The 10,954-nt window shown below is 71.3% G+C and carries 13 protein-coding genes; 3 read left to right on the forward strand and 10 right to left on the reverse strand.

Features of this window, described 5'->3' with window-relative positions; all coding sequences use genetic code 11:
* Positions 1-36: 36 nt before the first annotated feature.
* On the forward strand, positions 37-666 hold the full coding sequence (locus ACIPV1_RS15825) for a TetR/AcrR family transcriptional regulator (RefSeq protein WP_123293018.1): 630 nt from the start codon (positions 37-39) through the stop codon (positions 664-666).
* Positions 667-747: 81 nt separating this feature from the next.
* Here ACIPV1_RS15825 and ACIPV1_RS15830 read toward each other — a convergent pair whose 3' ends face one another.
* The 8 genes from ACIPV1_RS15830 to ACIPV1_RS15865 all read right to left on the reverse strand — a co-directional run bounded on the left by ACIPV1_RS15830 (position 748) and on the right by ACIPV1_RS15865 (position 7,650).
* Positions 748-1,758: a glycine betaine ABC transporter substrate-binding protein gene (locus ACIPV1_RS15830; protein WP_123937043.1), complete on the reverse strand. Its 1,011-nt coding sequence runs from the start codon at positions 1,756-1,758 to the stop codon at positions 748-750.
* Positions 1,755-2,516 (reverse strand): ABC transporter permease, encoded by a 762-nt coding sequence (locus tag ACIPV1_RS15835; protein WP_123937044.1) that lies wholly within the window; start codon positions 2,514-2,516, stop codon positions 1,755-1,757. Before ACIPV1_RS15835 ends, ACIPV1_RS15830 begins: the two co-directional genes overlap by 4 nt.
* Positions 2,513-3,790: an ABC transporter ATP-binding protein gene (locus ACIPV1_RS15840; protein ID WP_123937045.1), complete on the reverse strand. Its 1,278-nt coding sequence runs from the start codon at positions 3,788-3,790 to the stop codon at positions 2,513-2,515. The genes ACIPV1_RS15835 and ACIPV1_RS15840 overlap by 4 nt, the downstream gene beginning before the upstream one ends.
* Complete coding sequence (locus tag ACIPV1_RS15845; protein WP_111083581.1) at positions 3,777-4,424, reverse strand: ABC transporter permease; 648 nt, start codon at positions 4,422-4,424, stop codon at positions 3,777-3,779. The genes ACIPV1_RS15840 and ACIPV1_RS15845 overlap by 14 nt, the downstream gene beginning before the upstream one ends.
* 208 nt (positions 4,425-4,632) lie before the next feature.
* On the reverse strand, positions 4,633-5,337 hold the full coding sequence (locus ACIPV1_RS15850) for a DinB family protein (protein ID WP_123339390.1): 705 nt from the start codon (positions 5,335-5,337) through the stop codon (positions 4,633-4,635).
* Positions 5,334-5,945 (reverse strand): hypothetical protein, encoded by a 612-nt coding sequence (locus ACIPV1_RS15855; protein ID WP_123339389.1) that lies wholly within the window; start codon positions 5,943-5,945, stop codon positions 5,334-5,336. The genes ACIPV1_RS15850 and ACIPV1_RS15855 overlap by 4 nt, the downstream gene beginning before the upstream one ends.
* Before the next feature lie 58 nt (positions 5,946-6,003).
* Positions 6,004-6,882: an aminoglycoside phosphotransferase family protein gene (locus ACIPV1_RS15860; RefSeq protein ID WP_123937046.1), complete on the reverse strand. Its 879-nt coding sequence runs from the start codon at positions 6,880-6,882 to the stop codon at positions 6,004-6,006.
* Between the two features lie 117 nt (positions 6,883-6,999).
* Positions 7,000-7,650, reverse strand: coding sequence for a ScbR family autoregulator-binding transcription factor (locus ACIPV1_RS15865; protein WP_185094116.1), 651 nt, complete (start codon positions 7,648-7,650; stop codon positions 7,000-7,002).
* Between the two features lie 73 nt (positions 7,651-7,723).
* Between ACIPV1_RS15865 and ACIPV1_RS15870 the strand changes: the two genes are divergently transcribed.
* A complete protein-coding gene (locus tag ACIPV1_RS15870; protein ID WP_123293011.1) occupies positions 7,724-8,167 on the forward strand; it encodes a hypothetical protein in 444 nt (147 codons plus the stop codon).
* Between the two features lie 44 nt (positions 8,168-8,211).
* Here the strand turns inward: ACIPV1_RS15870 and ACIPV1_RS15875 are convergent, their stop codons facing one another.
* Positions 8,212-9,366 (reverse strand): PP2C family protein-serine/threonine phosphatase, encoded by a 1,155-nt coding sequence (locus ACIPV1_RS15875; RefSeq protein ID WP_123937049.1) that lies wholly within the window; start codon positions 9,364-9,366, stop codon positions 8,212-8,214.
* Positions 9,363-10,139: a ThuA domain-containing protein gene (locus ACIPV1_RS15880; protein WP_260154481.1), complete on the reverse strand. Its 777-nt coding sequence runs from the start codon at positions 10,137-10,139 to the stop codon at positions 9,363-9,365. The genes ACIPV1_RS15875 and ACIPV1_RS15880 overlap by 4 nt, the downstream gene beginning before the upstream one ends.
* 89 nt (positions 10,140-10,228) lie before the next feature.
* On the opposite strand from ACIPV1_RS15880, the gene ACIPV1_RS15885 reads away from it, so the two are divergent.
* On the forward strand, positions 10,229-10,681 hold the full coding sequence (locus tag ACIPV1_RS15885) for a DUF3817 domain-containing protein (protein WP_123937050.1): 453 nt from the start codon (positions 10,229-10,231) through the stop codon (positions 10,679-10,681).
* Positions 10,682-10,954: the final 273 nt, after the last annotated feature.

The raw sequence follows: 10,954 nt of genomic DNA on the forward strand, positions 1-10,954 counted from the left end.
CTGTAGATCATGTGACGTTCCGGTTACAGTCGGGCCATGCCCGACACCGCGCCCGCCACCGAGATGGGTCTGCGCGACCGCAAGCGCATCGAGACACGCCACCGCATCGCGGAGGCGGCTCGGTCCCTCGCGCTCGAGCAGGACATCGACCACACCACGATCGAACAGATCGCCGCACGCGCCGAGGTGTCACCGCGCACGTTCTTCAACTACTTCGAGAGCAAGGAGGACGCGGTCCTCGGGCACACCGAGCTCGACCTGGACGCCGAGACCCTGGCAGCGCACCTCGAGACCGTCGCGGGGGAGCCGGCTGCGCAGGCCGTGGTCGACCTGGCGTTCCTGGTGTTCGGCTCGTCGTTCGGCGACGAGCACGAGCGGCTCGCCCGGAAGGAGGTCATCGTGCGCTTCCCGCAGCTCATGCGCCGCCAGGTCAGCCGGATGACGACCGTGGCCGAGGCGATGACGGGTGCGGTGCGCACGATCCTCGAACGCGATCCGGCGTGGGGGCCGGACGCCGCGACCCCGCAGGCCGCCGAGATGCTGCTCGGCATGTGCATGACCGGCCTGCGGAGTTCGGCGCGGCACGAGGGTTCCGACCCGGAAGAGGTCCGCGCCCGCGTCGTCGCGTCGATCCGCGACACGGCTGCGCGCATCGCTGCGGCCTGAGACGCAACCACAGACGGACGGGAGGCCCGGTGCCACCCGGCACCGGGCCTCCCGTCCGTGACGTGGATGCGTCGAGAGCCGTCACGGCTTCGTGATGAAGCCCTCCTTCACCATCCAGTCGAACGCGACGTCGGCCGGCTCGCGCCCCTCGACGTCGACCTGACGGTTCAGCTCCTGCAGCACGGCGTCGGTGAGCTTCGGCGAGATCTGGTCGTAGACGTCGGCGAGCTGCGGGTACTCCTTGAGCGTGGCCGAGTCGAGCACCGGCGCGACGTTGTACGCCGGGAAGAAGCCCTTGTCGTCCTCGAGCACGGTCAGGCCGAGTGACTTGATGCGGCCGTCGGTGGTGAAGACCTCGCCGAAGTTGCACTTGCCGCGGTCGGTGGCCGTGTAGACCGTGCCGGTGTCGAGGATGCTGACGTTGTCACTCGGGATCCCGTTCTCACCCGAACCGCCGAGCTCCAAGCCGTACTTCTTGAGCATCGGCTTGAACCCGTCGGCGCGCGAGTTGAACTCCGACTCCACGCAGAAGGTGCGCTCGTCGACGGGCAGCTTCGCGATGTCGGAGAGCGTCTTGATGTCTCCGAGTTCCTTGACCGCCTCGTCCCGGACCGCGAACGCGTAGGTGTTGTTCATCGGTGCCGGGTTCAGCCACGTGAGCCCGTTGCCGGCGTCCTCCTTCTTGACCGCTTCCCACTGCTCGGTCTTGTCCGGGATCCCCTCGGCGTGGCCCATGAAGGTCAGCCAGGCGGTGCCGGTGTACTCGTACGTGAAGTCCGCACCGTGCGAGGTCATCAACTCGCGGACGGCGACGCTGCCCGGCACGTTGGTCTCGTCGGTGACGTCGAACCCGGCGGCCTTCGCGGCGAGCACGGCGATCTTGCCGAGCACGAGCTGCTCGGTGAAGTTCTTCGACGTCACGGTGATGTGGGCACCGTCCGGCAGGTCGTCGATGCGCTCGATGGTGCCGGGACCGGCCTCGGGGACGAAGGACGTCGCGGGCTGCAGGCCGCAGCCGGCCAGGACGAGCGCGGTGGTGCTGGCGAGGGCGACAACGGCCCCGCGGCGGAGGCGGCGGGTACGGCGGTTCATCGGAGTCCCTTCGGACGTGCGACGGTCTCGACCACGCGGCCGAGCCAGTCGATGGAGAGGGCGAGGAGCGCCACGAGCAGCGCCCCGGCGACGAGCACCTTCGGCAGGAACAGCGTCACGCCCGTGGTGATGAGGAGACCGAGGCCACCGGCACCGACGAAGGTGGCCAGGCTCGCGGTGCCGACGAGCAGCACGAGCGCCGTCCGGATGCCGGACAGCATGACCGGCACCGCGAGGGGCAGCTCGACGCGCATCAGGACGCTGAACGCGCTCATGCCCATGCCACGACCGGCTTCGACGAGTCGCGAGTCGACGCTCTGCACGCCGATCATGGTGTTCCGGAGGACCGGCAGGATCGCGTAGAGCACGAGTGCGACCACGGCGGACCAGCTGTTCAGGCCGAGCCACGCGGCGAGCAGCACGATCAGGCCGACGGCGGGGGCCGCCTGCCCGAAGTTGGCGACGGCGAGCACGTACGGGCTCGCCCGACGCAGCGGTCCGCGCGTGAGGACGATGCCGAGCGGGATACCGATCACGAGCACGAGCACCGTCGCCTGCAGGGTCAGCACGAGGTGCTGCCCGGTCAGGTCGAGGATGTCGGCCGGGTTGAGCGTCGTGCGTTCGGTGGGCGTGAGGTCGGCCGTGGCGAGCCAGACCGCGAACCCGGCGAGCACGACCAGGATCGCGATCGGCTGGAACAGCAGGCCCTTCCAGGACGTGCTGGCGCCGGTGGCGGGTCCGGCGGTGACAGCACTCACAGGTCTTCCCCGGAGGGCGCGATCACGGGCGCGGCCGGCGAGGACGGCAGCGTCTCGATCTGGTTGGTGTTCGTGCCGACCGGCGTGTACGCGCGGTCGTCGGCAGCTGCCGCACGCGACCGGGTGATGGCCTCCATGACGACCTCGACCGTGATGACACCGCGGAACGCCTCGCCACGACCGGTGACCAGTGCGGCCCCGGCGCTCGAGACGAGCATGGTGTCGAGGGCGTCGTTGAGCGTCGAGGCCTCGCCCACGATGGGCAGCTCCGGGTCGACGCCGTCCGGGATCCGGTCCAGGCGCTCGAGCTGTCGGCGGGACGGCCAGCCGATCGGCCGCTGCCGACGGTCGACCACGACGGCGTGCCCGTGGCCTCCGGCCTCCTGCATGCGCTGCAGGACGGCCTTCGCCTCTTCGCCGGGGGAGCAGGTCACCGCGGAGACGACCTCGACGTCGCGGACGCGGTTCAGGGTGAGCTGCTTCAGCCCGGCGCCCGAGCCGATGAAGTTCTCGACGAACTCGTTCGCCGGCTCCGCCAGGATCCGCTCCGGGGTGTCGTACTGCACGATGTGGGCGCCCTCGGTGAAGATGACGATCCAGTCGCCGAGCTTCACGGCCTCGTCGAAGTCGTGGCTGACGATGACGATCGTCTTGTGCAGCTCTTCCTGGATGCGCAGGAGCTCGTCCTGCAGGCGCTGCCGGGTGATCGGGTCGACCGCACCGAACGGCTCGTCCATCAGCAGGACGGGCGGGTCCGCGGCGAGCGCCCGGGCGACACCGACGCGCTGCTGCTGGCCACCGGAGAGTTCGCGGGGGTAGCGGTCGCGGTAGGTGGCGGGGTCGAGCGAGACGAGGTCGAGCAGCTCGTCGACGCGCGACGCGATCTTCTCCTTCGACCAACCGAGCATCTTCGGCACGATCGCGATGTTCGCTGCGACGGTCATGTGCGGGAAGAGCCCGCCGGCCTGGATCACGTAGCCCATCCGGCGGCGGAGCTCGTCGGCGTCGATGCCGGTCACGTCGTCGTCACCGACGACGATGCGGCCCTCGGTGGGCTCGATCAGGCGGTTGATCATCTTGAGGGTCGTCGTCTTGCCGCAGCCGGACGGGCCGACGAGCATGACGATCTTGCCGGCCGGGATCTCGAGGGTGATGCCGTCGACGGCGGGCTTCGACTGCCCGGGGTACCGCTTGGTGACCTCGTCGAGCAGGATGCTGCGGCCGGTGACGTCCCCGTCGGGCGCGGTGGTGGTGGCGGAGTCAGTGCTGGACACGGATACCTCTCGAGATGGTCAGGCGGCCGAGGCCGAGGAGGAGCAGGTCGAGGACGAGGGCGAGCAGGACGACGCCGACCACCCCGACGACCACGGAGTACAGGGCGTTCGCGCCGCCGAGGCGCGAGAGTCCGGAGAAGATGAAGCCGCCGAGCCCGGGGCCGAGGGCGTACGCGGCGATGGCTGCGATGCCCATCACCATCTGGGCGGACACGCGGACGCCGCTCAGGATGATCGGCCAGGCCATCGGCAGTTCGACCTGCACGAGGGTCCGGAACCGGCTCATGCCGATGCCGCGCGCGGACTCGACCACGCTCGGCGGGATCTCGGCGAGGCCGACGACCGCGTTGCGCAGGATCGGGAGCGCGGCGAAGAAGACGACCGTCACGACGGACGGCAGCACGCCGAAGCCGAGCGGGACGATGAGCAGGCCGATGACCGCGAAGGACGGCAGGGTGAGGCCGATGGCGGACACCCCGTTCGCGACGGAGGTCAGGCGGGGACTGCGGTAGACGAGTGTGGCGAGCACCACGGCGATGACCGTGGCGAGCACCGTGCACTGGACCACCAGTGAGAAGTGTTGCCACGACGAGAACCAGATCTGGCTCCATCGCTCCACGACGTACTGGAACACGGGTGGGCGCTCCCCTTCCGGTCGGCCGAACTGCCCACGGGTCGGGGCACAAGCTGCGCCAAAGCTACGCAGGGCACGGACCGGTCGTACGACGCAGCGCAGCGGAAGTGATCGATTCCTGTGCAGACAGCCGAGCGAGAACCCCTGGTCAGCGACCAGTTTGACTGTCGAGCCTGAGAGAACGGTAACGATCGTGAGGGGCCATCGGCTACATGGCCAGGCCCCGCAGGCCGGACCGCTCGGCGATGTCGACGAGCTGCTCGCGCCAGAGGACCCACTCCTCTGGGCTCTTGTCGGCCAGGTTGCCGTCCCCGTCGCCCGCCAGTCCGTCGAGCATCTCGCGCACGATGTCGGCGTGCCCTGCGTGCCGGGCCGTCTCGTACGCCATGTGCACCAGGATGCGGTGGAGCGTGACCTCGCGGAGCTCCTCCGGCCACCAGGGAACGGTACCGCGGGCGTCGAGGTCGAGCGCTTCGATGGTCGCGTCGGCGTGCGCGGCGCTGCGGTGGTGGAAGGCCACGACGTCGTCCAGGGTCTCGTCGAGCGTCGCGTACATGTCCTCGCCGTCCTCCGATTCGAGCCAGGCGGGCGCATCGGGCAGCGGTCGACCGAAGACCTCGCCGAAGTACCCGGCCTGCACACCGGCGACGTGCTTCACCAGCCCGAGCACGTTCGTGCCGGTCGGGGTCACCGGCCAGCGGGCCTGCCGTTCGGCCAGGCCGTCGAGCTTGCCGAGGAGCGCGGCGCGGTGCTTCTGCAGGTACCGGTGCAGCGTCCGCTTCACCGCTGCGGCCGAGGCCAGGGGGTCGGTGTCCGACGACGCGCCCTCGTCCGACAGGGCCGAGTTCCCGCTGGACGCGAGGCCGGTGGTCGTCGCGGGGTGGACCTCGGGGACGGCGTCGGTGCTGCTCATGCCCTCGATCGTGCCACCACGACGTCCTGCAGGCGTGCCGATTCCTGCACGGCCACCCGCTCCGCGGTGAGCAGCAGCCCGGCCACCTCGGCCGAGGTGCGCGCAGGGGCGTCGTTCCAGCTCGTCAGGTCACGCACGCGGCCCATCCGGACGTCGGGCGCCGGACACCAGAGCACCGGCGCGCCCTCGTCCACGGCGAGCGCGTGCCAGACCAGGTCGAGGGAGTGCTGGACCCGCGGCGAGTGCACGGCGTGCGGCCCGCCAGCGGCCGAGACGACCGCGCCGACCAGGCACGCAGCGACGAGCGGTCGCCCCTGCACGTCCATCGCGGCGGCACTCGTGGCCTTCCGCATCCGGCCGTGCTCGTCGAGGTACGCGAACCAGGCGTGCTGGATCCAGCCGCGTTCGACGACGCCACGCGCGTCGGACAGCAGGTGCTCGAGCTCGCCGAGTTCCTGCAGCCGGGCTTCGACCCGTCGGACGCGTGCGGCGGCGCGGCGCTCGGCGAGGCGGTCGAGGAACCCGCGGAGGCCGGTTCGCTCGGATCGGGTGGGGGCGGGAGAGGCGTCGGTGGCGACGTCGTGCTGGACGCGGAACTCGAGGGTCATGAGGGCCCCTCCGATCGGCTGTGCACGGATGGTGCGGTCACGATAGCCCCGCGGGGTCTCAGCCGTCCAGCACCGCGTCGATGCTGCGCCGCGCGACGCTCCGGAAGGCGCGTTCGTCGGACGTCGCGAGCGCGGAGGCGAGCGCGATCGCCCACCCGCGCGCGCGTCCCCAGGTGACGTCCGGAGCGGCGACCAGCGTCCGGAACGCGTGGCGGGCCTCCCGGTCGAGCGTCAGCCAGGCGGTGGCGAGGTCGACGGCGGGGTCCCCCGAGGTCACGTCGCCGAAGTCGACGACCGCCGACAGGCGTTCGTCGCCGTCCGGCGTGCGGTCCACGAGCAGGTTGAACGGGTGCAGGTCGCCGTGCACCCAGACGGGAGGCCCGGTGTGCGTCGGCAGCGCCGCCGCGGTCCGCCAGACCGCTGCCAGCTCCACGGCCCGGGGCACGTCCTGCGTGGCGAGTCGCGTCAGGACGGCGTCGCTGCGCGTCGCCAACGGCACCGCACGGAACGGGTTCGCCGGAGCATCCGCCGGAGCCGGCACGTGCAGCAGTTGCACGAACTCCGCGAGGGCCTCGGCGACCCGGACACCGGCAGCACGCTCACCGACGGGTGCTCCCGGGAGCCACGGGAGGATGCTCCACGACCAGGGGTACCCGAGCGCCGGACGGCCCACGCGCACCGGGGCCGGCACCGGGACGACCGGTGCGACGCGGGCGGCGATCTCCGGCAGCCACCGCTGCTCGTGCTCGACCAGGCGTGCTGCGAGCTCCCGACGCGGCAGCCGCACGGCGTACTCGTCGCCGAGCCGCACGATGACGTTGTCCCAGCCGTTCGCGACGACCACGAGCCGGAGGTCCGCCAGGTCGGGGTGCTGGGCGTGCAGCAGGGCCCGGACGAGCGGGACGTCGACGTCGACCTCTGCCGGTGGTGTGGGCACCGGCTCAGGCTAGTGGGCCGGTGGACACATGCCCGCGAACGGGGGCGGGTGCGGAAACCGACCGCTGGGTATGCTCGCAGGGACGGTGACGTGGGTGTTTCCCTGGGGGGACCCGCGTCATTCCGGCGCGATGATGGCGACGAGTCGCGGGACCTCTGGTCGGACGCGTTCGGTGACGAGCGCGGCGAGCAGCACCGTCCAGAGTTCCCGCAGGCGTTCGTACAGGTCGGTGCGGTCGGCGAGCACGTCCGACACCGTCTGCACGCCCGTGTACGCGGGGATGACCACGCGTCCGACCATGTCCGGGTCCCACCGCGGGTCGACCTCGCCGGCGTCGATCGCCTGGCGAACGGTCTGTGCGATGAGCGCCATCCAGTCGGTGTACGGGTCCTGACGGGGGACGTCGTGCGTCGCGACCTCGGTCGACAGTCGGATGCCGGCGCTCACGACGACCTCGGTGACCATCTGGGTCGCCAGTCCCTGCGACATCCACATGAGGGCTTCGAGCGGCGTCCGGCTCCGGGCGACCGCGGCCTCGCCGTAGCGCCGCGAGACCTCGTGCTGCTGCGCGATCACGGCACCGGCGAGGTCGGCCTTCGACGCGAAGTGGAAGTACAGCGCGCCCTTGGTCAGCCCGATCCGCTCGGCGACGCCGTCCATCGACGCGCCGAGGTACCCGCGCTCGTCGAACTCGGCGGCCGCGGCCCCGATGATCGCCGCGCGGGTCTCGAGCGCCCGCTGCTGCCGGGTGCGTCCGTCCTGGGCCATCACCTGCCGATCGTAGTCCGCTCCGAGGCTGCGCACGGCCCGCGTCCGGGCGGGTGCCCTACGGTTGGCCGCCATGGACGGATGGCGGAACCCCGCGCGGTGGGCGCGGACCGGTCGGTGGCTGCTGCTGCCGATCGCGGTGCTCGACTGGGTGGCCCTCGCGCCGCAGACCATCGTCGTGCTCGCGTTCCTCATCGCCGTCGTCGGCCTCGCCGGGATGGCAGCAGCGCTCGTCGTGCACATGCTCGGGCGCTCCCGCGGGGTGATGGCGCTGCTCGGTGTCGTCCTGCTGCTCGGCGGGCTCGTGGTGTTCGGCCTCGACCCGTTCCCCGCATCGTTCCCGCTGATCGACGCGTGGTGGCCCGAGTCGATCACGCAGCCGCAGGTGGTCGGCAGTGCCTACTGGCAGCTCGCCGGCCTCGGCATCGAGCTCGCGGGCTTCGGACTGCTGGCCACGCTGCTCGTCGTCGCGCTCACCGGCGCACCGCGATCACGGCAGGACCGCTTCCGCTCCTGACCGCGGCGCACGACTGCGGCAGCGGCGTCGTCAGCGGACGGTGTTCAACGCCGCCCGAGCACGACCAGCGTCACGTCGTGGGCTGCGCCGGCCGGCACCAGGGCGCGGACCCGTTCGACGACCGCGGCACCGGTCGGCTCGGCAGCGACCAGGGCGGCCAGGTCGTCGAGGTGGCTGATCCCGTCGAGCGCCAGGACGCCCTCGGTGCACACCACGAGCCGGTCGCCCGCCGCCAGGTCGAGCATGGCGGGGGACCGCGGCACGGACTCCGGCTGCAGGCCGAGCGGCAGGTCGAGCGAGTGCAGCGCTCGGCTGGTGCCGTCGGCGCGGACGAGCACGGCGAGGCCGTGGCCGGCGTCCCCGAAGACGACGTGCCCCGACGTCGGGTCGAGCCGCAGGTGGAAGAGCGAGCCGACGGCGTCCGCAGCGGACAGGTCGGCCGTGATCTGGGCCTCCAGGCCGCCGATCGCGTCCTGCATGGCGGTCTCGGTACGCGCGACGACGGCACCGCGGACCGCGGAGGCCAGCAGGCCGGACGCGCGTCCGGCCGCCGCGACGCTGCCCATGGTGACGTGCAGCGCACCGTCGGTGGCGAGTCGCCAGTCGGCGACGTCCCCACCGCCGTCCTCGGTCCGGAGCACCAGGGTGTCGAGGTCGTGTCCGGGGACCTCGACGGGTCCGGGGACCAGGCCCTCGAGCACGCGGGTCACCCGATCGCGGTCGATCGCGTGGCCGAGTTCGCGCTCCGCCCACCGTGCGAGGTCACGCAGCAGGTCGAGGTCGGCCGCCGACAGCTCGCGCGGGGTCGCGTCCATGATGCAGAGCGTGCCGACACGGGTGCCGTCGAGCATCGACAACGGTGCTCCGGCGTAGAACCGGATGCCCTGCTCGGTGACCGCTGCCAGGTCGCGGAACCGGGGGTCCAGCAGCGCGTCCGGCACCACCATCGGCTCGTTCGTGAGCACCGTCGTCGAGCAGAAGACCTGCTCCGCCGGGGCGCTCCCGCCCTGCCGCCAGCCCTGCGTCGACTGCGCCGTCACGACGTTGCCGTGCACCAGGTTCAGGAACGTCAGCGGGACCCCGAACGCCTCTTGGGTCATGCGGGTGATGCGGTCGAACCGCTCCTCCGGGCCACTGCCGAGGACACCGAGTGCCTCGACGACGGCGGTCCGGTGCGCGGCGGGGTCCAGCTGGGTCATGCGCCCTGTCTACCCGCACCCTCCGTCATGAACCAGTCCCGCGGGTGCTGGTCGGCCGTCAACTCGCGTCGCTCGGACACCGGAGCGGCCCACGCCGCCGCGTTCGACAGCACGCGCTGGATGTCCGGGTGGTGGTAGACGGGGTACTCCTGGTCGCCGGGGGAGAAGTAGAAGACCTTCCCCAGACCGCGACGGTAGGCGACCCCGGACCGGAAGACCTCGCCGCCGGCGAAGGTCGACAGGAACACCTCTTCGTCGGGGCGCGGGATGTCGAAGTACTCGCCGTACATCTCCTGGCGCTCGATCACGATCGGGTGCGGGACCCCGGCGGCGATCGGGTGCTCCGGCGCGATGGTCCAGACGAGTTCGCGCTCGCCGTCGTTGCGCCACTTCAGCGAGCAGGTGGTGCCCATCAGGCGCTTGAACGGCTTCGAGTAGTGCCCGGAGTGCAGCACCACCAGGCCCATGCCGGCGTGCACGGCGTCGACGACCAGGTCGACCACGGCGTCGCTGACCTCGTCGTGGGCGGCGTGGCCCCACCAGAACAGGACGTCGGTCGTGGCCAGGCGCTCGGCGGTGATGCCGTGGTCGGGCTCCTGCAGCGTGGCGGTGCTCACGGTGGCGTCGGGGTGGTGCTCGCGGAGCGCTGCCGCGATCACGGTGTGCATGCCGTCGGGGTAGTGCCCGATGACCGTCGCGTCACCGCGGGTCTCGTGCACGTTCTCGTTCCAGACGACGATGTTCAGGGGACGGTTCTCGGTCGGCACTGACATGGCTCCAACGCTAGCCTCCCCGGGCGTCGAATCGATACGACCACCGGAGTGTCGGGGGTTTCCCGGGACACGTCCGCGACGATGTGGGCATGACTCCCCGCTCCCTGTTCCGTGCCGCCGCGGTCGCCGAACTCGTGACCTGGACCATGCTCATCGCCGGGATGGTGCTCAAGTACGGCCTGGACGCCGGCGACTGGGGCGTCCGGATCGGCGGCGGGGTGCACGGCTTCGTGTTCCTGGCGTACCTCGTCGTGACGACCGTCGTCGCGGTCAACCAGCGGTGGTCGTTCGGGGCACTCGTGCTCGGCTGGGCGAGTGCCGTCGTGCCGTACGCCACGGTGCCGTTTGAGGTCGCGGTCGCCCGACGCGGCATGCTCGAGGGCCCGTGGCGCCGCTCACCCGACGCGCGCTCGGGCTTCTGGGACCGTCTCCTGTTCTTCGTGGTGCGTCGCCCCGCGGTCGCGGTCGTCATCGGGGTCGTGGCGGTCGCTCTGGTCTTCGTGGTGCTGCTGGCGGCGGGCCCGCCCCGCGTGACTTCGTGAGCAGAAATGGTCGGGTTCGTGATGCGGACCCGACCATTTCTGCTCACGATGCGCGGCCCTGGTCGCGACCACGGACGGACGGGAGGCCCGGTGCCAGTGGACTGGTCCCCGGTTCTTGGACTGATTAGTCGGTTCGAGATCCGGGGATGGTTCGTGTGGGTGGTACCGCGTCGTCGTTGACGAGTGCGCAGCGGGTGGCTGCGGTGGAGTGGTTCGGTCGGGGGTTGAGTGATTGGGCGACGGCTCGTCGGCTAGGAGTGACACGGAAACCGG

The organism is Curtobacterium sp. NPDC089991, assembly GCF_044748425.1.
GTDB lineage: Bacteria > Actinomycetota > Actinomycetes > Actinomycetales > Microbacteriaceae > Curtobacterium.

Excerpts from the sequence above, each read along its gene's own strand:
- ACIPV1_RS15850 (WP_123339390.1), bottom strand. The coding sequence starts at position 5,337 with ATGAGCAGCACCGACGCCGTCCCCGAGGTCCACCCCGCGACGACCACC.
- ACIPV1_RS15870 (WP_123293011.1), top strand. The coding sequence starts at position 7,724 with ATGGACGGATGGCGGAACCCCGCGCGGTGGGCGCGGACCGGTCGGTGG.
- ACIPV1_RS15880 (WP_260154481.1), bottom strand. The coding sequence starts at position 10,139 with ATGTCAGTGCCGACCGAGAACCGTCCCCTGAACATCGTCGTCTGGAAC.
- ACIPV1_RS15875 (WP_123937049.1), bottom strand. The coding sequence starts at position 9,366 with ATGACCCAGCTGGACCCCGCCGCGCACCGGACCGCCGTCGTCGAGGCA.
- ACIPV1_RS15865 (WP_185094116.1), bottom strand. The coding sequence starts at position 7,650 with ATGGCCCAGGACGGACGCACCCGGCAGCAGCGGGCGCTCGAGACCCGC.
- ACIPV1_RS15830 (WP_123937043.1), bottom strand. The coding sequence starts at position 1,758 with ATGAACCGCCGTACCCGCCGCCTCCGCCGCGGGGCCGTTGTCGCCCTC.
- ACIPV1_RS15825 (WP_123293018.1), top strand. The coding sequence starts at position 37 with ATGCCCGACACCGCGCCCGCCACCGAGATGGGTCTGCGCGACCGCAAG.
- ACIPV1_RS15885 (WP_123937050.1), top strand. The coding sequence starts at position 10,229 with ATGACTCCCCGCTCCCTGTTCCGTGCCGCCGCGGTCGCCGAACTCGTG.
- ACIPV1_RS15855 (WP_123339389.1), bottom strand. The coding sequence starts at position 5,945 with ATGACCCTCGAGTTCCGCGTCCAGCACGACGTCGCCACCGACGCCTCT.